At 35.3% G+C, this 25,270-nt stretch carries 25 protein-coding genes and 4 pseudogenes; 8 read left to right on the top strand and 21 right to left on the bottom strand.

Features of this window, described 5'->3' with window-relative positions; all coding sequences use genetic code 11:
• Positions 1-314: 314 nt before the first annotated feature.
• On the bottom strand, positions 315-1,637 hold the full coding sequence (locus tag ACVYAD_RS08110) for a D-arabinono-1,4-lactone oxidase (protein WP_476425723.1): 1,323 nt from the start codon (positions 1,635-1,637) through the stop codon (positions 315-317).
• A complete protein-coding gene (locus ACVYAD_RS08105) occupies positions 1,625-2,800 on the bottom strand; it encodes an amino acid deaminase/aldolase (protein ID WP_476425721.1) in 1,176 nt (391 codons plus the stop codon). Before ACVYAD_RS08105 ends, ACVYAD_RS08110 begins: the two co-directional genes overlap by 13 nt.
• 434 nt (positions 2,801-3,234) lie before the next feature.
• On the opposite strand from ACVYAD_RS08105, the gene ACVYAD_RS08100 reads away from it, so the two are divergent.
• Together ACVYAD_RS08100 and ACVYAD_RS08095 are read left to right on the top strand one after the other, a co-directional pair.
• Positions 3,235-3,780, top strand: coding sequence for a cysteine hydrolase family protein (locus tag ACVYAD_RS08100; RefSeq protein ID WP_476425720.1), 546 nt, complete (start codon positions 3,235-3,237; stop codon positions 3,778-3,780).
• Between the two features lie 214 nt (positions 3,781-3,994).
• Entirely contained in the window at positions 3,995-4,252 is a 258-nt protein-coding gene (locus ACVYAD_RS08095; RefSeq protein WP_079562065.1) for a GlsB/YeaQ/YmgE family stress response membrane protein, read from the top strand.
• Positions 4,253-4,595: 343 nt separating this feature from the next.
• Here ACVYAD_RS08095 and ACVYAD_RS08090 read toward each other — a convergent pair whose 3' ends face one another.
• Positions 4,596-5,294, bottom strand: a complete 699-nt coding sequence (locus tag ACVYAD_RS08090; protein WP_476425718.1) for a lytic transglycosylase domain-containing protein — start codon at positions 5,292-5,294, stop codon at positions 4,596-4,598.
• Positions 5,295-5,465: 171 nt separating this feature from the next.
• Between ACVYAD_RS08090 and mscL the strand changes: the two genes are divergently transcribed.
• Complete coding sequence (mscL, locus tag ACVYAD_RS08085) at positions 5,466-5,855, top strand: large conductance mechanosensitive channel protein MscL (protein WP_349661408.1); 390 nt, start codon at positions 5,466-5,468, stop codon at positions 5,853-5,855.
• Between the two features lie 79 nt (positions 5,856-5,934).
• Here mscL and ACVYAD_RS08080 read toward each other — a convergent pair whose 3' ends face one another.
• Positions 5,935-6,483 (bottom strand): Rossmann-fold NAD(P)-binding domain-containing protein, encoded by a 549-nt coding sequence (locus ACVYAD_RS08080; protein ID WP_476425716.1) that lies wholly within the window; start codon positions 6,481-6,483, stop codon positions 5,935-5,937.
• A 200-nt stretch (positions 6,484-6,683) separates the two neighbouring features.
• Here ACVYAD_RS08080 and ACVYAD_RS08075 point away from each other — a divergent pair, with 200 nt between their 5' ends.
• The gene (locus tag ACVYAD_RS08075) at positions 6,684-7,799 is read left to right on the top strand and encodes a methionine biosynthesis PLP-dependent protein (protein ID WP_476425714.1); all 1,116 of its coding nucleotides are present in this window, start codon (positions 6,684-6,686) and stop codon (positions 7,797-7,799) included.
• Between the two features lie 2 nt (positions 7,800-7,801).
• Positions 7,802-8,962: an aminotransferase class I/II-fold pyridoxal phosphate-dependent enzyme gene (locus ACVYAD_RS08070; protein ID WP_349661462.1), complete on the top strand. Its 1,161-nt coding sequence runs from the start codon at positions 7,802-7,804 to the stop codon at positions 8,960-8,962.
• A 59-nt stretch (positions 8,963-9,021) separates the two neighbouring features.
• Here the strand turns inward: ACVYAD_RS08070 and ACVYAD_RS08065 are convergent, their stop codons facing one another.
• Positions 9,022-9,450, bottom strand: coding sequence for an NUDIX hydrolase (locus tag ACVYAD_RS08065; protein WP_476425711.1), 429 nt, complete (start codon positions 9,448-9,450; stop codon positions 9,022-9,024).
• Positions 9,451-9,518: 68 nt separating this feature from the next.
• On the opposite strand from ACVYAD_RS08065, the gene ACVYAD_RS08060 reads away from it, so the two are divergent.
• Positions 9,519-10,007: an N-acetyltransferase family protein gene (locus tag ACVYAD_RS08060; protein WP_476425709.1), complete on the top strand. Its 489-nt coding sequence runs from the start codon at positions 9,519-9,521 to the stop codon at positions 10,005-10,007.
• Positions 10,008-10,052: 45 nt separating this feature from the next.
• On the opposite strand, the gene ACVYAD_RS08055 is transcribed toward ACVYAD_RS08060, so the two are convergent.
• From ACVYAD_RS08055 to ACVYAD_RS08005, 11 genes and pseudogenes are all read right to left on the bottom strand, one after another.
• Positions 10,053-10,391, bottom strand: a complete 339-nt coding sequence (locus ACVYAD_RS08055; RefSeq protein ID WP_349661413.1) for a cupin domain-containing protein — start codon at positions 10,389-10,391, stop codon at positions 10,053-10,055.
• 15 nt (positions 10,392-10,406) lie between these two features.
• Positions 10,407-11,285 (bottom strand): YwqG family protein, encoded by an 879-nt coding sequence (locus tag ACVYAD_RS08050; protein ID WP_476425707.1) that lies wholly within the window; start codon positions 11,283-11,285, stop codon positions 10,407-10,409.
• A gap of 132 nt (positions 11,286-11,417) precedes the next feature.
• A complete protein-coding gene (locus ACVYAD_RS08045; protein ID WP_068984661.1) occupies positions 11,418-11,570 on the bottom strand; it encodes a YpzG family protein in 153 nt (50 codons plus the stop codon).
• A gap of 71 nt (positions 11,571-11,641) precedes the next feature.
• Complete coding sequence (locus ACVYAD_RS08040; RefSeq protein ID WP_476425705.1) at positions 11,642-12,439, bottom strand: nucleotidyltransferase domain-containing protein; 798 nt, start codon at positions 12,437-12,439, stop codon at positions 11,642-11,644.
• A 28-nt stretch (positions 12,440-12,467) separates the two neighbouring features.
• On the bottom strand, positions 12,468-14,123 hold the full coding sequence (locus ACVYAD_RS08035; protein ID WP_476425703.1) for a sensor domain-containing diguanylate cyclase: 1,656 nt from the start codon (positions 14,121-14,123) through the stop codon (positions 12,468-12,470).
• Between the two features lie 121 nt (positions 14,124-14,244).
• Positions 14,245-14,493 (bottom strand): hypothetical protein, encoded by a 249-nt coding sequence (locus ACVYAD_RS08030; protein ID WP_349661418.1) that lies wholly within the window; start codon positions 14,491-14,493, stop codon positions 14,245-14,247.
• Positions 14,486-15,019 (bottom strand): annotated as a pseudogene (locus tag ACVYAD_RS08025) (RNA polymerase sigma factor). The gene ACVYAD_RS08030 and the pseudogene ACVYAD_RS08025 overlap by 8 nt, the downstream one beginning before the upstream one ends.
• A pseudogene (locus ACVYAD_RS08020) lies at positions 15,000-15,378 on the bottom strand (group-specific protein). Before ACVYAD_RS08020 ends, ACVYAD_RS08025 begins: the two co-directional pseudogenes overlap by 20 nt.
• A gap of 90 nt (positions 15,379-15,468) precedes the next feature.
• Positions 15,469-15,951 (bottom strand): annotated as a pseudogene (locus ACVYAD_RS08015) (ABC transporter permease); the annotation flags it as partial.
• A 28-nt stretch (positions 15,952-15,979) separates the two neighbouring features.
• Positions 15,980-16,123 (bottom strand): hypothetical protein, encoded by a 144-nt coding sequence (locus ACVYAD_RS08010; protein WP_476425701.1) that lies wholly within the window; start codon positions 16,121-16,123, stop codon positions 15,980-15,982.
• Entirely contained in the window at positions 16,120-16,842 is a 723-nt protein-coding gene (locus ACVYAD_RS08005) for an ATP-binding cassette domain-containing protein (RefSeq protein WP_476425699.1), read from the bottom strand. Before ACVYAD_RS08005 ends, ACVYAD_RS08010 begins: the two co-directional genes overlap by 4 nt.
• 270 nt (positions 16,843-17,112) lie before the next feature.
• Between ACVYAD_RS08005 and ACVYAD_RS08000 the strand changes: the two genes are divergently transcribed.
• Together ACVYAD_RS08000 and ACVYAD_RS07995 are read left to right on the top strand one after the other, a co-directional pair.
• A complete protein-coding gene (locus ACVYAD_RS08000; RefSeq protein ID WP_476425697.1) occupies positions 17,113-17,703 on the top strand; it encodes a hypothetical protein in 591 nt (196 codons plus the stop codon).
• Positions 17,704-18,088: 385 nt separating this feature from the next.
• A pseudogene (locus tag ACVYAD_RS07995) lies at positions 18,089-19,508 on the top strand (IS1182 family transposase).
• 135 nt (positions 19,509-19,643) lie between these two features.
• Here ACVYAD_RS07995 and ACVYAD_RS07990 read toward each other — a convergent pair.
• The 5 genes from ACVYAD_RS07990 to ACVYAD_RS07970 all read right to left on the bottom strand — a co-directional run bounded on the left by ACVYAD_RS07990 (position 19,644) and on the right by ACVYAD_RS07970 (position 25,250).
• The gene (locus tag ACVYAD_RS07990) at positions 19,644-20,735 is read right to left on the bottom strand and encodes a C45 family autoproteolytic acyltransferase/hydolase (RefSeq protein WP_476425695.1); all 1,092 of its coding nucleotides are present in this window, start codon (positions 20,733-20,735) and stop codon (positions 19,644-19,646) included.
• 86 nt (positions 20,736-20,821) lie between these two features.
• Entirely contained in the window at positions 20,822-21,670 is an 849-nt protein-coding gene (locus ACVYAD_RS07985; protein WP_349661426.1) for a MerR family transcriptional regulator, read from the bottom strand.
• A gap of 886 nt (positions 21,671-22,556) precedes the next feature.
• Positions 22,557-22,877: a hypothetical protein gene (locus ACVYAD_RS07980; protein WP_349661427.1), complete on the bottom strand. Its 321-nt coding sequence runs from the start codon at positions 22,875-22,877 to the stop codon at positions 22,557-22,559.
• A 98-nt stretch (positions 22,878-22,975) separates the two neighbouring features.
• Complete coding sequence (locus tag ACVYAD_RS07975) at positions 22,976-24,544, bottom strand: hypothetical protein (RefSeq protein ID WP_476425692.1); 1,569 nt, start codon at positions 24,542-24,544, stop codon at positions 22,976-22,978.
• The gene (locus ACVYAD_RS07970) at positions 24,513-25,250 is read right to left on the bottom strand and encodes an ABC transporter ATP-binding protein (protein ID WP_476425812.1); all 738 of its coding nucleotides are present in this window, start codon (positions 25,248-25,250) and stop codon (positions 24,513-24,515) included. The genes ACVYAD_RS07975 and ACVYAD_RS07970 overlap by 32 nt, the downstream gene beginning before the upstream one ends.
• Positions 25,251-25,270 lie beyond the last annotated feature (20 nt).

Genomic DNA, 25,270 nt, shown 5'->3' with positions numbered 1-25,270 from the left:
ATACGAAATGTTCTGTCTATTTTATTTTTGCGTATATGTTAATCGCCTAAGACAACTAACTGCTGTAACGAACTTGTTAAATTGTTGTTATCATAGTACGAAAAAAAGGTCTCGTCAACAGTATTTTTTGAATTGTCTAAACAATTTAAAAAATCTACAAAATTTGAAATCGTTTTCATGCTGACTAATTGTCGTTTTTATCTCGCTTCTGTGAATATTTTGACATTTCGTTCAAATTTTAATTTTTTCAATAATCTTTCGATACTTTCACTTAATCTTTCAAAAGAGATGAACTGCAATTAAAGAAATAGCGCTTATAATGTAAATAATTTTCTTAAGTACCCTGTCAAAAACACATTATCAGGATCACATTGACTTCGAATGGCTAAAAATTTTTCAACATCCGGGTATAGCTCGTATACATAATTAGCAGTTAAATGATTTAGTTTGCCCCAATGTGGTCGTCCCTTATATTTCTTCATCATCGTATGGACCCATTCAAAATAAGGACCTTCCTGCATTCCTTTATACATATGAAAGGCAATAAACGCTGTTTCTCGACCTTGGGTTGGACTTAAAAAACCTGCTTCACCTGCTGTCGTCCGACATTCTAACGGAAAATGCACATTAAAAATTCCACTATTAAAAGTTGCATGGATCTCCTCCATACATGACTCAAATTGCGTTAATGGAATAGCATATTCACTTTCTTGGAACTTTACGCTACGTGGAGACGGATAAATTTCATAGCTTATCCCCATTTTCTCCCCTTCTACAACATTTGCTGCCGCTAACTTACTCATAGCACCACTAAACGATGGCTTCCATTTACAAAGTTCGGACATAGCAAAAAAAGCACCGTTCTCTACTATTTGAAGTTTCAATGTTTCAATTCTTTTACTCCATTCACTCTGATAAACAGGCGCTATAGCGTTCATACGCTTTACTTGAATTGTTTCGCTACTAGGGAAATAAAACCACTCAACATGTCGATGCCGTCGAATATCTTCAGCAAATTTCGCCAGCCCATTTGCTAAAGTATCTCTTGTGCTTACATAATGTAAACTGTAAAGAGGAATTACTTTGATCGTCACTTTAACAAGCACACCAAGCATACCTAATGAAACATGTAAAGCTTCAGATAAATCATCCATTCCTCTCATATGCTCCCTATAAGTACCTGTACCATCTACAAATCCCCATTTTGTTACAGCTGAGGATAACGACCCGAGTGTTACGCCCGTTCCATGAGTACCAGTTGACACTGCACCCGCAATCGTTTGCTCTTGAATATCGCCCATATTTATTAGAGCAAAGCCATGTTTCGCAAGCAATGGGCCTATTTCATATAAATAAGTCCCTGCCCAAAGTGTCGCCTCTTGCTTCTCTTCATTCACCGCTATAAGCCCACGCATATTATGTAAAGACAATGCTATATGCTCAGGCATCGCAACAGCGCTAAAGGAGTGAGCTGCACCTGTGACACGAATCGTTTTTCCAAATTCACGTGCATGCCCCACGATATTTGTAACCTCTTCAATAGAACGAGGTAAGTACATCTCAGATGGATAAGAGATTACATTACCTGCCCAGTTTGTCCACTTCTCACCATTTTTCCATTTATCTATAGAAAACATTGTCCATCCCCCCTATAGGTTGCATAAGCTCCTACATACTTGTCCCCTCTAACTCCATGTAGTTCTTGAAATCTTTCGCAAAGTTCTCCAGCCTTCGCATGTCGGAAATAAAGCGTGTCCCCAACATGAACATTTTTCTGTTTTACCTTAACGGGTGTCTGAACTTCTCCTGCGCCTTCTAGGTTAAGATATGAAAAAAAGGTTGGGTCATAGAATACCGGTAAGCGATCAGCACTAATTGCCCCTGACGCCGTATAGCCTCCGCCGTGACAAACAACAATATTTTTTTCTGGCTTTCTTGTGACACTTAAAGCAAATCCAGCTGCCTTTTCCAGCTGTAGATGCGTAAATTGGTCGAATAAGGCAGGTGCATAAAATGCAGAGCCAACCGTAATTTCTGTTACCTCCTTTTGTTGTGCTGTGTATGCCATACTTCCCGAACCACCACCATTTACAAAGTGCAAACTTGGAAAATATGCTTTTATATGCGCAATGGCTAATCTACGAAACTGAGTAACTTGCTTTTTAGCTTGCAATTGCATAACTTCAATCAATTTTCCTTTCACAGCATTAGCTGGACGATTACCAACTCCTGCAATTTGGGCCTCGTAACCCATCGCTCCAACTACCTCAATAAAAGCCTGATTTTTAATATATTCGAGGAATGGTGTTAGTGACTCAAGTGAATGGAGCGAAGAGCGTTTTGTACCAAAATAAAGCATCTTAAAATCCGTGGATACATTAATATCAATACATACCCTCACACGAACGCCTAGCTCTCGCCCTAGTTCTGCCAAAAATCGAACATGTTCTAACCTATCGACCATAAATGTGACAGTTTTTTCTGCCTTTACGAAGTGCAATAACTGACGTACAGCAGCCTCTTCCATCACCGGATATCCTAGCAATAAATCATCAAAATGCTGTTGAAGTAAAAATATTGTTTCTGCCGCAGTAAACGTCATAAATCCCTTCACATTGGGGAGATTATTTTGTATATAGCGTAATATCTCGACAGAACGAATCGATTTCGTAGCAACACGTATATTTTTCTGCCCACAGAAGTCATATACAGTCGCTATATTGTGATCCAGTGCATCAAAGTCCACCCAAGCAAAAGGACGCTCTAGTTCATGGAACGCTCGATCAAATCTAGTGGTCATCCTACCCCTCCTTTGTTTATATTTTGTCTTTGACATTTACCGTAGAAATTCCTTTTAATTCTATGCAAATTCTATGAGGACAAATAAAAAACAACCGTGGACATGTAATAAAATATGCCTTCACGGTTGTTTTAATAATGGACAAGCATTTAACTCACCTTTCTATTTTTTTAGAGATTACGAGGAGAATATAAAATCCGCTGCTAAATTTAATAAAACTAGCAGATGCAAGCCTGCAATAAGAAATCCTTGGCGGTTTAAACGTTTCATAGCTGTCATATTCATATAGACCACTCTCCTTTTTTCACATTATACGCTCAGAAAAATCAATTTTCAAACTATTCTTAACATTAAATTTATTCATTTTTCTGACAAACAGACCCAAATATGGCATGATAATAAGTGAAATTATACCTATAAGGAGTGTGAAAAGGTTGAAAAAGGCTTTATTAGTAATTGATTATACGTATGATTTTGTCGCTTCTGATGGAAAACTAACATGTGGGGAGCCCGGTCAAGCATTAGATCAAAAAATTTCTTCTTTAATTCACCAATTTATTGCTGAAAAAGAATTTGTTGTTTTTGCAAATGATTTACATGAGGAAGATGACCCATTCCACCCTGAAACCAAACTCTTTCCTCCTCATAATATTCGCGGCACTAAAGGACGCCATTTATTCGGGCAAGTTGGTGAACTGTATAACCTTCACAAAGATAAAGTGATGTGGCTCGATAAAACGCGTTATAGCGCATTTGCAGGAACTAATTTATCGATTTTATTGAATGAGCGAGGGATCAAAGAAATTCATTTAGTTGGTGTTTGTACTGATATTTGTATTTTACACACTGCGGTTGATGCTTATAATTTGGGCATATCAACGATCATTTATGCAGATGGTGTTGCAAGTTTTGATGCTGCAGGTCATGAATGGGCATTGCGTCATTTTGAGCACACATTAGGTGCAACTGTTATTAAGTAATCCATTTCGCGTTGGCGTAATGTAGTTTATTCGCTACAGAAAACACTTACAAATGTTTTTTCACAAAAGTGAGGTATCAGCATAAGCTAAATATTAATAAAACCTTTTTGTGAATTTGTAATAATTGCTAAAGAAGCGAGGCGCGTTTAATATACTCCATTCAGGGCATAACTAAGCAATCGCCATTATATCTTAGTTTAAGGAGATGAAAAAAATGATTAGCTTCATTTGGTATTTAATCATCGGCGGAGTATTAGGTTGGTTAGCTGGCGTAATTTTAGGTAAAGATGTACCTGGCGGCATTATTGGAAATATTGTTGCTGGGGTTGTCGGTTCGTGGATCGGTAGTATGGTTCTTGGCAACTGGGGTTGGCGAGTTAGTAATTTTTACGTATTCCCAGCATTGATTGGTGCTGTAGTGCTGATCTTTATCGTAAGCCTTATTTTAAAAGGTATGCGTAAAGCAACCTAAATATGTAATAAAGAGCCATCATTTTTGATGGCTCTTTACTTGTTGTAAAAAAATTGTGTCCATACATAAAAATTAAATGGCTCTTCGGCAAAACAGAAGATTGATTTCCGCTCCGGCTGTGCGCTTAGTTGTTGCTGTCGCACAGTTAAAACATTTGTTGCTGTCGCTTCGCTTTCGCACAGTTAAAACATTTGTTGCTGTCGCTTCGCTTTCGCACAGTTAAAACATTTGTTGTTGTCGCGCAGAGCAAAGCTTCCCGGTGGAATTTGATAAGTCGCTTGGGGCCAAGCCATAACGAAGATCAACAAAGATGTATCTTCTGTCATTGCACCCATAAAGTAGTTTACTTTTCTTTATATAGGACTACTTCTTTTAGCTCATCATGATAATCATTATATAAATTAAAATAATGTAACACCTTATTAACATATTCATCACTGTGATTGTATGTATAGACCGCCTGCCGAATATGACCATCTACTGCACCATTTTTCGATAAATAATTCGCGGCACTAAATATAGCGTCCTCAATATCATAAGGATCTGCTATTCCATCTCTATTTGCATCTACTCCGTATCCACCATATTTTTGAATGATTTCTGGATTCATTAATTCAGTCTTCGATATATCCCCTTTTCCTAACCCCGAGCAGGATGAATGTTTCCATCCGACAAATGTACAAGGCATAAATTGTAAATGTCCTTCTGCCCCAGCTGGTGAAACGAGCGAACTCATTGAGGAAAATCGTGTTTCAACTCGATGATGGGCGGCAAGCAACGTCCAAGGCACACCGTATTTCTCTTCCGCTGCTACATAGATGGGAATATATTGCTCAGGAATGTTCATATCGAAATTTTGTTGAATTTCTTCTAGTTCTTTTTGCTTTGCTAATTTTTCAAATATAGTTAATGTTTGTAGCTCCTTCCATGCAAAAAAGGCGAAAACACAAACAGTTATCGCAATTGGTATTAGTAAAGCTATCATGCCTAATTGAACGGAAGGCGATAGCTTCGGTTGGTTTTTCTTCTTTTTATTCGCCATATGTCACACCTAATCTCTCTAATACTATTTCTATTTTACCAAAATTACCGTTATTTGTAGTAGATTTTTCTGAATATAATTACCACTATTTTAGTAGTTGAAAAGATAGGGAAAAATATAGTAAAATATAATTCGATTAATTTTATGGATAATTACAGGGAGGAATTTGTTTTGTGGAAAGACTTTAAAGAGTTTGCTATGAAAGGCAATATTGTCGATCTAGCAGTGGCAGTAGTAATCGGTGGTGCTTTCGGTAAAATTGTTACCTCCTTAGTTGAAAATATCATTATGCCATTAGTCGGTATCTTAACTGGTGGTATTGATTTAACAAAAAGCTTTAAGTATGGTTCAGGTGATGCGCAAATTCAGTTAGGCGTATTTTTACAGTCGATTCTTGACTTTTTAATTATCGCCTTTGCAATTTTCATGGCATTACGAATTATGACTAAACTATCTCGTAAAAAAGAAGAGGCTGTTGTGGAAGAACCAGCACCAGAATTAGATTCTAAAGAAGAGCTTCTAAAAGAAATTCGAGATTTATTAAAAAAAGAACAAGCTTAAACCATATTCAAAAAAATCTGCCCATTACCACGGATAAGCCGAGGTAATGGGCAGATTCTTTTTTATTGAAGAGATTTATTTATGGACGCAAATTCCATGGTTCAAATACTCCCACATGTTTTTCCGGTATTTCTTGTTTTATTGCATCAATAATTCCTTGTGCAATTTCACTATTTATTAGCCATCTTGAAGAGTTGTTCTTTTCTATGACAAATCCAAGTTGCACTTCTCGATAAACTATATTAGGAAGTAAATAACTTTTGATACCGTCATTTTTTATGAAAGAGCTACTTCCTTTTATATGGTATAAAATTATATTTTTTGTAGTAGGAATCGCTTCTAACAGTGACTCCCAAACTCTTTTATCAGAACCATGAATCCAAGCAATAATACAATCAAATGTTCCATTTTTTTGCTGAGACTCTGTTAATGCCAATTTAAAGTGATTGTAATTCGTATAATCAACTAATATAGGTGATAATTTCGAATCATTTTTAACTTCATCTATCAAATTTTGCATTTTCTTTTGTTGTCTACCGATAACGGTTACATAATTACCTTGCTGTATAAGCCATAAAGAAACATCCTTTAGCATTCCTGTCCCACCTATCACTAACCAATTTTTCATTTTATTTTCCTCCCTCACTTATCTCCTACTATTCCTAGATGATTAAATTTAAATAATCTCTCTAATTTTCTGAAATTATCTTGTTCTTCTTTAGTATACATGTTAAATTGGTAACTATTATTGAGAATATTGGGACAAGAAGTTCTAATCTTTTAGATATTTTGACTCCCCATTATTATGATGAAGAAAAGAGTGACGACATGACAAACAGCAGAAGTATTGAAACAAAACTTGTACAACTTGGCAATTTAAGTGATCCGTTAACAGGTGCTGTTAACCCACCAATCCATTTATCGACAGCTTACAAACATACAGGTATCGGTGAATCCACTGGTTTTGATTACACACGAACAAAAAATCCAACTCGTGCACTATTAGAAGCCGGAATTGCGGATTTAGAGGGCGGAGATATGGGCTTTGCCTGTAGCTCTGGTATGGCGGCGATTCAATTAGTTTTATCATTGTTTAAGCCTGGGGATGAATTAGTGGTGCCTGATGATTTATATGGTGGTACATATCGACTTTTTAATTTCTTTGAAGAAACATATAATATTAAGCCTGTCTACTCAAAATTCGAATCGGTTGAGCAGGTAGAAGCATTAATCACCGACAATACGCGTGCCCTATTCATTGAAACGCCGACAAATCCGCTTATGCAGGAATTTGATTTGAAATTATATGCGGAATTAGCTCACAAGCATGGGGCATGGTTAATTGTCGATAACACGTTCTATACACCTTATTTCCAACGTCCAATCGAATTAGGTGCAGACATTGTCATTCATTCAGCAACTAAATATATTGGCGGTCATAATGATGTGTTAGCTGGTTTAGTCGTCGCTAAGGGTGTTGAATTAGCAGAACGCATTGGCTTTATTCACAATGGTAGCGGTATGGTATTAGGTCCGATGGATTCCTGGTTACTTATTCGTGGATTAAAAACATTGCATCTTCGATTAAAGCAGCACGATGCAAACGCAAAAGCAATTGCTGCCTATTTAGAGGAAGAAGAGCTTGTAACAGACGTGCTCTACACAGGAAAAGGTGGTATGCTTTCATTCCGCTTGAAAAAAGCCGAGTGGATTGACCCATTCCTTCGAAACTTGAAGTTAATTACATTCGCTGAAAGTCTTGGTGGTGTTGAAAGCTTTATTACATATCCTGCTACTCAAACACATGCGGATATGCCTTATGAAGAACGTATTGAACGTGGAGTTTGCGACCGATTACTTCGCTTCTCTATTGGCGTTGAAGAAGCTGAAGATTTAATTGCGGATTTAAAACAAGTATTCGATACCCTTAGAAAAGAGGCTTAATGATGAAGCAGCATATTGAAACAAGTTTAATTCACGCAGGTGTTCGTGACGGCTATGAAAATAAAAAAGGTGCAGTCAATGTGCCTATGTATTTATCATCTACTTTCCATCAGGAGCGTATCGATGAATTCGGCGAATATGATTATGCACGTTCTGGCAACCCTACGCGGGATGCATTAGAAAAAGCAGTAGCAGAGCTTGAAGGTGGGGTCAGAGCCCATGCATACTCTTCTGGAATTGCCGCAGTATCTGCAGCATTAATGCTATTATCTCAGGGTGATCATATAGTTATTACAGAGGATGTTTATGGAGGAACTTACCGCTTCGTCTCAAAAGTCTTACCACGCTTCGGTATTTCACATACTTTCGTCGATTTCACAGATTTAGCGGCGGTAGAAGCTGCCATTACACCAGCTACAAAGCTTCTCTATATGGAAACACCGTCTAATCCAACACTTGGCATCACAGATATCCGTGGAGTAGTAGCACTTGCCAAGCAGCATAATTGCTTTACGTTTTTAGATAATACTTTTATGACACCTTTACACCAACGCCCACTAGAGCTAGGTGTCGATGTTGTTATTCATAGTGCTACAAAGTTTTTATCTGGGCATTCCGATATTATTGCAGGATTAACAGTCACTGCTGATGAAAAGATTGGTCAGGACCTTTACTTTATCCAAAATTCATTCGGCAATATATTAGGTGTACAGGACTGCTTTACTTTATTGCAAAACATGAAAACAACAGATGTGCGTTTTAGTCGATCTACTCAATCGGCACAAAAGATTGCGGAGTTTTTAGACACAAATGCTCTTGTCGAGCAAGTATACTACCCTGGGCTTGCATCACATCCTGGTTATGAGATTCATCAAAATCAGTCAACTAGTACAGGTGCAGTATTATCCTTCCGCCTCCCAAACTATGAAGCTGCAAAAGCACTTGTAGAAGCGATGAAAATTCCGGTGTTCGCCGTCTCTCTAGGTGGCGTAGAATCGATTTTATCCTACCCTGCTAAAATGAGTCATGCAGCAATGGAGCCTGAGGAACGTGCAAAACGTGGTATTACTGATGGTTTATTACGTTTCTCAGTAGGGCTTGAGCATGTTGACGATCTGATCGCGGATTTCGCTCAAGCATTAGAGGTTGCCGCAAAGAAATAATAAAACAAACGCGTTTCCCAAATTTGGAAACGCGTTTTATTTATGACCTTCTAGATGATTCAATTGTTCACACGAGCTAGTACTCGATATAAATAATCTCCATGTCCCTTCGCTAGCGTTACTTCTTGTTCATCTGATATCCAGTAAAATGAAAATTCTAAGTCTGCCTCGTTTACACCTGTCGGACAATGCTTCCACGAATCTCGTTTTTCATTTGCCGTTAAATGATAAAAATAACGCTTTTGTAATACCCCTGAATGATGATTAAAAAAATCTTGGGCAATTAACCCCTTCACTACTAAATAGTCTAACCCCGTCTCCTCAAACATTTCCCGAGTTACTGCTTCTAGCGGTGTTTCCCCTTCCTCTACCGTGCCTTTCGGAATCTGAATCCCTGCTCCTTCTGTATTTTGCTCAAATACTAGCACTTGTAACTGACCCTCATGCTCTCTCGTAATATAGCCAAATGCTTTTTCAACAACTTGCATGAAGTCATCCCCCTTCTCGTGATTTATGTTACAATAAATAGAAAAATTGGAATTGCAGGTGATAAGTATTGAGTTCAATTATACGACATATGCAAAAGAATGACATCATTTCTGTGCAAGAAATTGCCAAAAAGAGTTGGCACCAAACATATGAAGGAATTATCCCTCCTGAGGTTCAAAATCGTTTTTTACAAGCCGCTTATAGTAGAGACCGATTGCAAGGTCGTTTGGAAAAAAGTTTATTTTTAGTTGCTATAGTTGGAGAATCGATTGTAGGCTTTGCCAATTTTTCAAATGTTATAAATGGAGAGGCAGAACTTTGCTCGATATATTTACTTCCTGAAACTCAGGGCAAAGGAATTGGTACGGCTCTATTACAGGAAGGGATCAAAATGCTTCCAAATTTAATGTCACTTTTAGTTTGTGTAGAAAAGGAAAATACGATTGGTATGAACTTTTACGAGGCAAAGGGCTTTAAAAAAACAGAAGAATATGACGAGTTATTTGATGGCCACTTATTGAAGACAGTTAAACTTAGCTTATCACTAACTGCTTAGTGTAACGGAGTTAAAACTTACTCCGTTACACATTTTATATGTAAACTATGCAAGATGGATTTGCTCAGATTGGATAACAAGTGCTGTTAAGCCTGAATGACTCCCAGATTCATGGGCCTCTCCTGTTTGCCAAAGAACACCTTCTCCAGTCTTTAAAATTACTTTCTCTTGATCCTCACCACAAACCCATCCTTCTCCTTGAATGACAATAAACAACTGTGGTACAGGCGCCTCGTGCATCCCAACAACACCACCAGGTTCTATATAAATGAAGCCCATATTAGCAGGCTCCACAGTCTTCATGATTTTCGTATAAAAAGCATCTATCGATTGATAATTATTGATTTGTTTGGCCAATTCTTGTGTGAAATTATATTTTTCCATGTACATTACCCTCCTTTAAAAACACTGTAATACTACCCATGCTTTATCAAATTGTTTATTTTTACAATCTTCCTCACGTATCCAGAAGTACAATCTGCCACTATCGCCCCACATAAGCCCTAAATCATCCTCTGTATCAAATTGGAGTAATAATCGCCAATCAGTTGCGCCTGCCTCTAATTCCTTTCGCAAAGGATCGTCATATCCTGTTGAGTCTCCACAATATAAACCATTTGTCACCAGTTGACATTCTAAATACATATCACCTTGAATCGCATCTGGATAACCGTCTATGCGATGAGTAGTCATAGACAAATTATCTTCCTCCATCCACTCGTATTCAAAATCTCTGTAGCTATCAGCTTCTTCTTCACTTAATATCTCTTCTAAATACATCGAGTATGGCGATTCCCAAGATGGAAGTGTCAATTCATTCTTAAATTGTAGCGTCGCACTGTCGATGTTACCATGCTCGAGTAATGATACGGGAATTTCCATTCTATTCAGGCTACTAGTATCTTGAGAGAAATAGAAAACTTTAAAGCCATCATGATCTTTCGGGTCGTATCCCCAAGGTTGCTCGACAGCATCATAGAAAAAGGAAAGCACACCATCCACAGGTAATAAGCTGTTTGTATCATAAGCCTTGATTTCTGCTAGATTTAGTTGGCAAAGAAAATACAACGGTCTATTGTCGTTTGTATGTGGCCATGAGAAATCAGATGGTACATCCGGACAGCCACCAACTTTTGAGCCGCCAATCTGTATTTTTTCTTCATGTATTTGATTTACCATCATTCGAATGGATTCTTTTGCGAGAGGTAATAATTCCTCCGTTTTATGCGCTAAGCCAAATTCCTTTAATCCCTTCTTTATTTTTTCTACGCTGCTCATTTACTTCCGCCTCCTAAAATTGTCTTTTTTTTCATATATTCATTTTATCAGAACAAGAATGAAAAGCCCCGTAAACAACAAAAAAACCCAGAATATGTTCTGGGCTTGATGACACTTACATTTCTAGCATGATTAAAACTGTCGGGCTTTTGCTTCACTTCTCAAGATACGGTTATGGAGAGTAATCTCCGTTTCACCATTTACTTGAGATTTTGAATGCTTAATCCTTGACCAGTTGCGGTGGATTTTTTGAGATTTTGGGTCTAAATGTTCGAACCTACTCATTCGCGCCATCCTCCTCATCAATATAGATTTCATAAGTGAAACCTTTTTTAGTATGACCTTGCGATTTAAAATTATTCAGTTTTCGATCCCCATACTTCTTGCAATGTACTTCTAAATAACGCATCTAATTTTTGTGTAGGATCATCGACTTTAACGTGGAGGTTTTTACAGTATGCCTCAATATGCTCTATTTCTTTATCTAAATACTCATTAATACTTTCAATACGCGGCTCCATATTTAGTTCGTCACCAGCCATTTTCCTCTGCAAAAGTTGCTCAATTTCGGTTTTTAAAGGACCTTCAGAGATAATTGCATTTAACAATTCCTGAAAATCAATTGGTGGAACCGTATTGTTTTTCTCTATCCATTTACATGCTAAAACTGGTCTGAGGACATAGAAATATTTTTTTATTTTTACTTCTGATCCCTGTAAATACTCTCGATAATTGTTTTTAGCCATGTTTAAATAGTGATATAAACTTGCATTTGGATAAAATACTTCACTTTCCAGTAATAGTACATTGTCAATAAATGAATATTGTTGGTCATACACTATATTGCTTCGTAACCATTCTAATAGCGGTGGATTACTTTTGCGAAATAGTCTTAATGCCTTTGTTATTTCCCATCCACTAATATCCAACAAATCATTAATCGGTACTTCTATAACATCCCTTTTAGCACCAATACCTTGAGGGTCAATTGAAAGATACCACTGAGGTTGATGAATATATATAAAACGAACATCATAATCACTATCCTTGGAAGGAAATCCCCAAACACGACTACCTGATTCTACTGCATATAAAATTTTCACTTGATACTCTTTTTCAATTTCTTTTAATTTACTTAGTATAATTTCCTTCATGTAAATACCACTTCCCAAATTTAGTCTTCTAAAGTATCTGATTTGTATCAACTTTACCTGTATGATCACATACTCTCAGTTGGTTTCGACCGCTTTCTTTTGCAATATAAAGTGCTTGATCCGCCTTGTCAAGTAACTCATAAAATGTTGAAATGTTTTTAGAATGACCATACCCTGCGATGCCAATACTCACTGTCACATTGATCTCAACATCATCCGCATAATAAGGATGATGTTCAACATGCTTTCGAACTCTTTCCGCTATCTTTACTGCGCTCTCTAACGTAGTATTTGGAGATAAAATGACAAACTCCTCTCCCCCATATCTTGTAATAATGTCGATTTTTCGCACAGAATTTGTAATGATATTTGCGACGTGTTTTAGGACTTCATCACCGATTAAATGCCCATATGTATCATTGACCTTTTTGAAAAAATCAATATCAATCGCTATACATGAACAATGATTTTGTTCCTCTAAACATTTCTGAAAAACAAGCTCTCCATGTTCAATCAAATAACGGCGATTATACAGCTTCGTCAACTGACAAGTAACTGATAATTTTTTTAGTAAGATTGTATCCGTTTTCACCTTAGCACTCATTTCGTTGAAGGACGAACAAAGCTCCTGAAATTCATGTGCATAAGGTGCCAACTGTTGTTCATCTATTTGATAATCATAAAATCCTTGTTCTACTTTTCTAACGCCTGTAAGAAGCTGTTGGATTGGTTCTTCAATTTTTTTAGAAAGATGTAACATCATTTTAATCGTAAAAAACGAACCTACGACTAAACAAAATGTTATCAATAAAATTCTAATGATGAATGGTTGATACGCCTCAAACAGACCTATTTCTGATATGATAAACCATTTTCCTTCATTTATAGGCTTACTTTTTGCAAGTACTCGCTTATTATTCGCATCTTTATAAAGCTCTAGGTCACTTATTGTATTTTTTTCAGCTGCGTTTAGGATATGCTCATCCACTAAATAATTGCTAGAAGTCCGTTGCTGTTTACTATTAAAATCTGTGAGCATAGTACCATTCTGATCTATAATATAAGCTTTTCCTAAAAAGCCAACTCTTGATTCATGTAGTAGTTGATCGATTGTGTCTAAATTTACTGCACCAAAAACTACACCATTGAATTGTTGTTGTGCATTTAAAATAGGTGAAGCAAATGCAAGAATAGGCTTCTTCGTAACTTTACTAATTAAAATATCTGTTATATATGGTTGTTTCGTCTTTTTAGCAACCTGAAAATACTTACGATTCTTTACATCCATTCCAACACCAACACCAGATGTACTATATTCAGTAACGGTATCAAATTGTACGATGCCTTCTTTATTAACGAATATTAAGTCGGTAAAATCGGTTTTTTCTTTAAAATCTAGAAAAAAAGCTTGCGATTTTTCATAATTATAATTTTTTACAAAATCTAAATTAGCTATTGTATGTATATCACTGGATCGTTCTGATAACCAGCTTTCAAAAAAATATGTTTGAGCATCCAAATAATGCGTCATCTCTTCATTCTGATGCTGTATAGTTTGCCGATATTCAATGTAAAGCGTTGGAATAAAAATACATAGACCAATAATAAAAGTAATCCATAAAAGCGCTCGATGAAGCTGACCTTTTATCGTGTATGGTCGTGGAAATTTTTTCAAAACCCTCAAAGCACTAACCTCCAAATTAATCTAAATATTTCCTAAAAATGGGCAATAAATAGTATTTTATTCATTAAAAATACCACAACCGAATGATTGTGGCAGTGAGAAATTTAATAGTTGATAAAAATTATTGCAATAAAATTTGGAAAATTGTTATAAATACAGCCGCAGCAATGGGTACTATTTTCAAAGAGGTATAACCAACTGAAGATGTACATATTGGCTCTAACGGATCCTTCGTTGGTGAAGCTAAATATTGAAGAAAACGTTGCCAGCGACTTTTCTTGTATGTCATTAGCTGCTTAGGAATCTCCACTTTATCTTGATCTAAGCTGTCTTTTAACCATTGTTCCTTTTGAAATTCATCCTTAAGCATCGAAATCTTCCTTTAGCTTTTCCTTTAAAGTCCTTATCGCATTATGTAGCCTTGATTTAACTGTGCCAAGTAGAATGGACAAAATTTGTGCAATTTCCTCTTGTGGCAAATCATGATAGTAAACGAGCAAAATAACCGCTCGTTGCTTTTCGGGTAATTGAAGTATCGCCTCTTGTATCGTTAATTTCTCGTCAGCAGAAATTCGATGACTGGACGTCGGTACTAAAAACGGGAAGAGCGTACGCCATTTTTTGCGCCGATTCAATTTATTAATCATTAGGCGATAAGCAATTTAAAATAAAAAAGCTTTGACCGTACCCTTTTGCTCATCAAAATCTTCTTTTATATATTGTAAACGCTCAAAGGTATCTTGCACAATATCAATGCTTAGCTGATCTTCCCGAGTATAGCGAAATAAAAAGCAGTACAATGGCTCATACAAACGACTATAGAGCTGTTCAAAGCCCTCGACATCGCCGTTTTTATAGGCCTCCATCCACTCCTCATTACTCATCATCCAGCTCATCCCCCCAATGAGCCTTAATGGACTTCAATGTTATGGACACACGTGAAACTAAGTATGCGACTGTTACAATGACCCATACTTGCGATTGGTTTGTAAAAAACTGCACATATGGATTTTCGATTGTTTGTCCCTTTAGACACGAGCATATTTAATGCCTGCACACAAAGTATCGTATAAATAGCTAAGACAAGCGTTAATGTATCAAACACATTCCAGCGTAAATAAACCGTTGATTTTTTATAGTTAATTTTCCCATTCTCACGTACAATATATTTTCGCTCCATGGAAATAGTAATCACTATGAATACTACCATCATGATGCCACCAATAATAAGAGACACAATCCATCCAATTCCCATCAGATCACCTACTGTTATATATTTTTTTGCGATAGTTGCTAGCACCAAGCTAAGAACTGTTAAAATCATAAAATACTTATATTGTGGAAGCCATGTTTCGTCCATTAAATTTAAAGACACTTGTAAGCTGTCAAATAAATATAGCATCGGATTCCAAATTAAAAAAATAAAATAATCTTGGGGGTTTTTTTTCGCTAATGTTAAAAACATCGTTGACATTTGTATTGAAAACATAAATATCAACATAATCGGTTGCAACATACTTGTTGCCACTCTTTCATTTTTAAATAGACCAGCCAATATAAAACTCAATGGATATAATGCCAGTAACATAAAGTTACTCATTAAAATAATTAGCAAAAATGAAGATAATGAAATATCAATAATAAAAGAGTAGCCAATGAGTAGTAACCCTAAGAATAGATTTAATAAAGTAAAAACACCGATTCCCATTCCTATAAAGTAAGTGTGAGGCTTAACCCCCGTTCGCTTCACCCATTGAAGGGTTTTATTGGCCTTCATATCTGCTAAATAGATTGTAGCACTAGAAAAAGAAAAGAAGAAAATTAGCATTATTATAGAAATTGGTAAAAACTGACCTTTAATCTATCGCATTTCCACTCACTATATTTTTACAAATTACTGAAGTAATCATAAATATAAAGGCTGGAAGTATATTTCCAATAACCATTCCTGGATTACGTAAACTTTCCAACATATACATTTTTGCAATTTGTTTAATCATCCTACTTTTCCTCCTAAAATTTGACCTGTCACTTCACAGTAAAGACCTTCGATTCCCGGCAATTTAACCTCTGCGTATTTTCTATAGAGTTCATCCTTTGTGCTATTTTCAATGAGCTTCCCGTCTTTTAAAATCACTACATAATCAAATAACGGTTCTAACCCTGCCACCTCATGACTAATAATGATGATCATTTTGTTACGTTGGCGAATTTCATGCTGTAAGTAAAACATCAATTGCTTCTTCTTTGTTAAATCTAAATCAGCAAACGGCTCATCTAAAATGATAATTGGTTTATTTAATAAAAAAGAAAGGAAGATCGATACTGCTTTTCGCTGACCGCCTGACGCATTTTTCAATAATAGGTGGTCATAAGTCGGTAATCCTAATATTTCATATAGTTCTCCCAAATCAGCCTTATTGTTCGTCAATGTAGTAAAAAGAGCCATTACTTCACGAATTTTAAGATGCTGATAACTCGAAAAAAATTGGTATTGAAGCGCAACTTGTTCTTGTACATGTTGAGACGCTTCATTGAATACAATAGTACCTGCATCAGGTTTTACATCTCCAGCTATACATTTTGATAATGTAGATTTACCCGCTCCATTTTGACCTAATAATAAATAAGAATACCCCATTTTAAATGTGGCCGACACACCATCCAAAACGTTCACACCATTATATTTTTTCACAATATCCTTCACAATAAGCTCCAAAATAATCCCTCCTTATTACTATGTTCACTGACTATAAAAACGGCAAATAGAAAAGGTTCATTTTATTTTTAAAAAAATGAAATAAAATTATATATTTCTATAAAATGATTTTTTATGTAAAATACATAATTGTTGGGAATTAAGTAAAGATAAAGGAATATCATCTTAATATGGCTCTGACGAAAGATGTTTGATGAGCGGTTAGGGCAAGAAATTTTTATCTTGTTTTCCTGCAAGATTAATAATACTAACGTAAAAGGAGTTACCTAAGTGCGCGATTTTGAAGAACTTAAGTATTTTTTAGAACCTCATTTTGGTTTGAAAATAGGATGGGAGCTAATCGAATACGCTGTTATTGAACATCGACAATTAAGTAAAAAAGAACGATCCAACTTCAAAAAAGAACTTTTATATATGAAAGAACTGTTAGAACAAAAGCAATTTGAAAAAATACAACAAATTATTAAGAAGAATAACTTAGAAGATACAAAGCTTTACAATATTGATAAAATACAAAAATTTATTGATAAGGTTTTACCTATTATAGAGAAATATGAATATAAAAAAGGTATCCCTTATGTCCCCTTTAAAGCTTTAAACTATTTGTTTGATACAATTATTACTCCACCTAAAACAAAATTATCTTTCGACTTTATTGCTATAGATATTAAAAGAGAAGGAGATACATTTATTCATCATATTTTGCAAGATTTAAAATATGTAGAAAAAGCCTTTATGGAGAAAGATGAAGCTAATATTCAAAAGTTACTACAACTTTCTAGAGAAAAAGGGATTACTTTTTTTGAACCACAAGATCGAGATAAATTTATCGAAGTAGTTACGAACGAATTAAGTTATTAAATAAGTGTGTAATTGGTAAGTGCTATTTCAGTTGAACAAAATATGCCTTACCTTTCAGATACACGCAAAAAGACCTCTCATGAGGAGGGCACTGAAAAAGTCTATATCTTCTCACATTGCGAGGTATTCAACGATTAAGTCGTTGAATACCTCGCTTTTTTCATTTGGCATTGTGACTCTACTGTTGTTTTCCGAAGCATTCCGCTCGCTTTCCGCGAGCGAGCGCCGAGCCTCCTCCTACGCTTCGCTTCGTGCGGGGTCTCGTCTGTCTCGCTTTCCCGCAGGAGTCGAGCGATGCTTCTCCAAACAACGCAATGTATCACACTATTATTTTAGTCACGCTTTCCTTTATAATAAAAGAATTAATGTGCAGGTGGTGCTCCCGATGATTTCAAATCAAGAAACCCTTAATTTAAGTCCATATATGGCGATCTACGATATTGTTGTGCCAAAAGATAATATACTTCGCCAAATCAATGAACTTGTTGATTTTTCATTCATTTTAGAAGAGTTAAAAACAAAATATTGCTTAGACAATGGTCGTAATGCCATACCTCCAATTCGTATGTTTAAGTACTTATTATTAAAAGCGATTTATGATGTATCAGACGTCGACCTTGTAGAACGTTCAAAGTACGATATGTCATTCAAATATTTCTTGGATATGGCGCCAGAAGATCCATTCATTGATTCAAGTTCGCTTACAAAATTTCGTCGGCTTCGTCTTCAAGACGTAAACTTATTAGACATGCTCATTGGGAAAACAGTTGAGATTGCATTGGAGAAAAAATCATCAACAGTCAAACGATTATTGTGGATGCCACACATACAAAAGCACGTTACAACCAAAAAACGCCTAAAGAATTTTTACAAGAGAAATCAAAAAACGCTCGAAAAGCTGTCTACAAAATTGACGAATCGATGAAAGACAAATTCCCCGCAAAGACCACTTCTAACGAAGTAAAGGATGAATTAACCTACTGTAAGGAAGTTATTTCAGTCATTGAAAAAGAACCACAAATTGCACAAATGCCATCTGTCAAAGAAAAGCTGAATGTTTTAAAAGAAGTCGCAGAAGATTTCCAAGAACATCTAAATTACTCTTCTGATGCGGATGCGCGAAAAGGGCATAAGACGTCGGAGTCTTCTTTCTTCGGGTATAAGACACATATCGCGTTGAGTGATGAACGTATTATTACAGCGGCTGTCATTACAACAGGTGAAAAAAGCGATGGAAAATATCTTCAAGAGTTAATTGAAAAAAGCACACAAGCAGGTATGAAAATTAATACAGTTATTGGAGACGCAGCTTACTCTGAAAAGGAAAATATCAAATATACAAAAGAAGAGAAAATCGTGCTCGTGGCAAAGTTGAATCCTATTCTTACACAAGGACCACGAAAAGAAGAAGACAAGTTTAAGTTTAATAAAGACGCTGGAATGTTTGTTTGTAAGACCGGTCATCTCGCGACAAGAAAAGCACGTACGGGTAAAAAAGGAACGAGTAAGAGTCAAAGTCAGACATATTTTTTTGACATTGGGCTGTTATAAAGAAGGCGCAAAAAGTAAAACATATTCTGTCACAATTAAGTCGGATACACATGCCGAACAAGAGGCATTTCAAAATACGGAAGCATTTAAGTAATTAGCCGTAAATCGCTACAAAGTAGAAGCGAAGAATAGTGAATTAAAAAACGGACACGGATACGGCATCGGGTTTATTCAGCATGGAAATTCAAGGTGCTACAACGATATTCGCTGTCAATTTGAAACGGATATTAAAGCTACTAAACGAAAATGAATAAGGAATAGAGAAAGAAATAAGGCACTTCCTGTTCAAAATTGAACAAGAAGTGCCTTATTTTTATCTGAAAAAGGTTCGCTTTTATGAAAACGTAAGTTTTTCGGTGCTCCCCTCATGTGGGAGGTCTTTTTGTTATTCAGGACTTTATAATTTTCCAAAATTCCGTTCCATAGCTTTTATTAGTAAATCCAACAGGTATTTGTGTTTTTGCAAAGTTTTTGCCGACCTCTATCTTGTTTACCTGATTTTGTATTGGTGAGCCAAATGAAAATTCTAGTTGTAAGTCAGTAAGGTTAAACAAAATTGAATGGACGGTTCCAAAGCTTTCGTTGTAATTATGAACAGATAGTCCTTTAGGAAACTCCTTTAATAGAAGTTCTTGGATTTCTTCAACAGATCTTTTACCACTTTCCGAAAATTCCCCCTCTAAAATATCATATCTTAATTGAGAATGCTCAAGTTTGCCTGGCTCCATTTTTTGTATTGAAGAAAATAGCCCATGGTTAGTGGCAATAAGATAATCTAGTTCTGCACATTTCACTTCTTTTATTCCGTCATATGTTCCAATCAAGGCTGCGGCGCCATTTGCATCCGCTATCAGTAAATTCATATTCGTTCCTACTGGCATATTATTTACCATATTAATAGCTTCTTCTACATTTTCACAATTTTCTAATAGAGCTCTGACAATAACCATAAACTGTAAACCAGGTACTACTGGTGGTCTCATACCAGGATATTTGCCAATGGGCATGCCACACGATGCATACGCAACACATAGCCCCTTCTCATTTAAACCTTCGCTCCGACCGAATGTAGAAACAGAAAACCCTGTATGAATATATTTTCCTTCGACGACCGTTGTACATAAACGCATATCTGAAATAGCTGGCGATAAATCATAATTTCTTATGACATATGTTTTACCATCCGCCATTTTTCCAGGCAAAATAGCCCCTAAACTACATCCTCCAGGAATTAACCACGCATTTTGATAGAAATGTAGTTGTTCGGGCTTATATCCAAAGCCTTCTAATTCTTCATTTAAACTTGGGCAATACTGCTCTATTTGTGCTTTCATTTGAAAATAAGCTTTGTCCGAAGTTAATTTTTCCGTAAAGAATAGCGATTTCGCAAAAGGTTTTTTTTGAAATTCTCGTGCTTGATGTTGTCCAATCTCATACGAACTACCTTTAAGATATGCAAACTGTCCTATATTTGTTGTCATTGATGTACTCCATTCTGTATGTTACTAGCAAGACGTTGTTACCTTGCTAATTACAGAATAAAGTCTCCATTTACTGGAGAGTTTAGCTAGTTTCTTATTTTCACAAACACTGTTGTCAAAAAATCGTTTGGATGGATCTCAATATTTGGTTTGATATTAATTGGGTTTACTACTTCGGATGGGATTAACCCCTTTATGTATTGCTCCATAAACATCCCTTCTGTCTCAAGGGATTGCTCCGTCAACCATTCTTGCAAGCGACTATAGCCAAAATTCAACTCTGAATACGGTCCCTTTACATTTATACAAGCATATCTGCCTTCTTGTATTAGTTTAATATAATTTGCCGGTTGAGTTGCTTTTACTGGCAACAGTAGTTCAACATCTGCTACATTTTGCTTCTTATCATGTTGATGAAAAATTGCAGTAAGCTCCCCAACTACCTCTAATTGATAGGCATAAATTCGTTCAAATAATTTTTGTACTAGCCTATCTATTTCTATAATATTAATTTTTTCCCGAATGAAAAGCACCTGTACTTCTGGTCGTTCTTCTATGTAACAACTTGATAATGTTGGCTTCGGATTAAATGTCTCAGCGTTCTTAATAGAATTTTTCACATGGACAATATTTTGAATTTGTTCAGCGATCATTTCTTGTTGGTGCTCTAATTCCTGAACTTTTTTATGTAATCTTAGCTCTAAAACTTGCTTATCATTTTCCCCTTTTATAACCTGTTCAATTTCTTTTAATGAAAAATGACAATCTTTTAGAATCTGAATAGTATTCAGCTCTTTCATTTTATCGTAATCATAATAACGATAGCCAGTCACTTCATCTATAAAAGATGGCTCGAGTAACCCAATATCGCTATAGTAACGAATGGTTTTTACAGGAACATTGCATAGATTCGAAAATTTCCCAATGCTATACATAAAAGCACCTTCTTTTCAATTTAGTTTCGATTCATCATGCTATTTCATCCACCTTGAATGAATGGAAATACACCTCTCCTTGCATAGTTATTGTACGATAAAGTTGTAATAATTGTTTCACTATAATGCACTTCACCATAACGTGAGGTTGTTTTAGGCTTCCGTTGAATTGCATTGATCTACGTCTCAACAATCTACTTTCGCTCTAATCAACGTATTGAAAAATAACAGCGACAGTTTGCCCAAATACAAAAGGTGGAAAAATGCCTAAAAACCAAAAGAGTATGCTCATCATTTTTTGAATTGAGCATACTTCTTTTGATTTAATACTAATTTGATTCGTATGTGCATTACCTTGTTTCTGTGGATATTGCCCTCTGCTCGCGGGATTTACCTTTTACTAGTATTTACTTTCCTTCTATTTAACTGCTAAACAAAAGTAGTCAATTATCGCTCAATAAGATTGAACACTTTTTATTAGAATCAAAATTATCCATAGTATGATAGATTAGTTGAAGACTATCAGAGATGGATGGTGGTGCAGAGGGTGGAAAAGTGGAAAATGCATAATCAAATTTTTCAGATGCGAGAACTAGGCTTTTCAAAAAGTAAAATTGCAAAGAAGCTTGGAGTTGCAGAGGAACTGTTAATCATTATTTAGAAAAGGATCCAGATGAAATGTCTCTTTGGCTGTCTTCTACGAAGCGTAGAACGCGAAAGTTAGATAAATATAGACTAAACATATTAGAGTGGTTAAGAGACCATCCTGATTTATCATCAGCTAAAATTGCTGATTGGTTACATCGGTTTGTCTTAGTTTGCCCATAAGTTACATTCTCACCTAAAACATATACTTCTCCTTCTTTATTCACCAATTATTTTAAAATTACATATTCCAATGTGATAAGATTGTATAAACCATAAATCCACCTACTATTAAGTTCCCTATAATTATAAATAGTAAGTTTCCTTGTAATTTAGTATTTTTCTTTTTCCCTAATCCACCTAATGCAGTAATCCCTATAAAAAATGACAATACAGGATAAATAAAGATAAAATATTTACTGCCGTTCAAATTGGGACCGGCCATGTTGAAGGTAATAGGAATCTCATCCGATATATTTTGTACACCAATAATTGAAAACACAAAAAACAAGGCACAAAATATCCAAGGAATTATACTTACTGACTTTTTAGATTTATTCATAATAATCTCCATTCTCATAGATTTTTCAATTAATTGCGGTCTTTATTTAGCTTACTTTTTTCAATTTATTTATTTAGTCTTCACACTACTCTTCCCAATTAAATAGGCTCACCATTTATTGATTTAGCATATAACTTGCTAGTTACGATGCCCAAGCATAAAATAATAACAACATCATATATGCCTACTATCGAACCTGACCATAGTACTCTTGGAACTGCTGCAATGAGTACCAGAATCATTCCACCTAACATCCCCAATAAACTTGATACACTCCGCTTTATTACTTGGAGCTCTGATTGCCAACTATAATTTACATATCTTAAATTAATAACAATTCCGTATACTGCTGAAAATACTGCAAATGCACATGGAAGAAGTACTAATATGATGGAATCAAATAATGTTGCTCCAAACACTCTTCCGATTATTATTCCGTTTATAATCGTAAGAGGTATTGTAACCGTAAGATTAACAAGTATCTTACTCTTTACAACCATTTCTTTCGACAATGGAAAAGTTTTGATTATCCAAATATTTTTACCTTCAAGTGAAAAAGATACGCTACTTGTATTTGACAAACATACCATCAATGACATTATGTACGGTGTTACTCTATACAGAATCTCTACTGTATTAATAGTATCTATCGGCATATATTCCATCACTTTTGTGATTGAAATCATTAAAGAAATCGTAAAAATAACCATCATAATCACTCCGAATGCTTTGTTCATTAAGTACATTGTGGACGAAAATAGTCGTTTGATTTCTTTCACATATAATGCTTTTAAAATACTTGATTGTTTTAATGTTCTTACTTCATATTTTTTGTTACTACTTATTGATTGAATTTTAGTATTTAGTCTTTTGTATACAAACGAAAGACCAATAATGAAAATCACTGTTAACACTAATGAAACTGCTATATATATAAGAAAATCTCCTACTTGTCCTGTTACGAGTATTTTATTATACAAATAAAACATTGGATACACTTGGTTAAACTGATTCAATACATTTGTTAATATCAATTTCATATCGCTTGGATCTAATTTATAACCACTCAATGTTGGTGCTAATACTAAAAATAAAAAAATACACATATAGCTAATTGAAGAAAACGCACGAGAATATTTTGCTCTCGATGAAACTTCTAAAACTAATATACTAACAATTGACGCTACAATTGATGGTACTAATGCAACTGTAAATATTCCAATCATTATCTTTATCCAAAAAACTCCGCTTACTGTTCCTGTAAAGAAATATACCGCTCCCATTAAAAGCATGATTATTAAAGATACTACCGTATTCAAGAAATATATATAAAAGAATCTACTTACAACTATTATTGATGTTTTAATAGGAAGTGACATTAATGTGTCATAATCTCTTTTTCCAAATAACTCATCACTAGCATTAAAAAATGCTATAAATAATGATATAAGAGTACTCAATAAAAATGAAAATGCAAGTATGTGTTCTCTCATATTATATTCATTCAGCATATATCCAAGACTTGTAAAATACGCTAGCAAGATAACAATCGGAAGAGATATACCGATAATAACCATTTTATCACCAATGCTGGCTTTACCTTTTAGGGTATTAAGTCTCGCCAGTGAAATAATCCTAACTTTTAGAAGAATAAGAAAATGACTCATCTTTTAACTCCTTCATAAAGAACTCTTCCAATGTTTGATTTTGTATTATTTCATCCATCGTACCACTATAAACTAGCTTTCCACGATTAATCATAGCCACCTTATTACAAAGCTTTTCTGCAACATCTAAGACATGTGTTGAAAAAAATATTGCATTCCCTTTAGCAGTCATTTTCTTCATTATCTCTTTTAAAACAACTACTGCTTTTGGATCAAGACCTACAAATGGCTCGTCCAGAATCAAAAGCTTTGGTTCATGAATAATAGCTCCAGTTATTGCTAACTTTTGCTTCATTCCGTGAGAATAAGAGGATATTAGATTCCCTAGACTTTCTGTTATTCCAAACATTCCAGAATGTTCTTTTATTCTCATTACTCGAACATCTTCCGGCACTCCGAAAATATCTGCTACAAAATTTAAATACTGTATTCCTGTCAAATGTTCATATATTTCGGGACTATCAGGGATATAAGCAAATTTCGATTTGCATTTAAGAGGCTCTTTCTTAATAGAATGCCCATCAATGTAGATGTCGCCTTCCTCAAAATCTAGGATTCCTACTACTGATTTGATCGTTGTACTTTTCCCTGCGCCATTATGACCTATAAATCCAAAAACATCGCCATTTTCAACAGATAAACTTATGTTATCGACAGCTTTTTTTTTATCTTTATACACTTTTGAAAAATTTTTAATATCTAGGATTCCCATTCTTTCATCTCCAT

Source organism: Lysinibacillus sp. G1-3 (genome assembly GCF_056322905.1).
The sequence above is the reverse complement of the archived record's forward strand: the minus strand, read 5'-3'. Positions and strand labels throughout refer to the sequence as shown.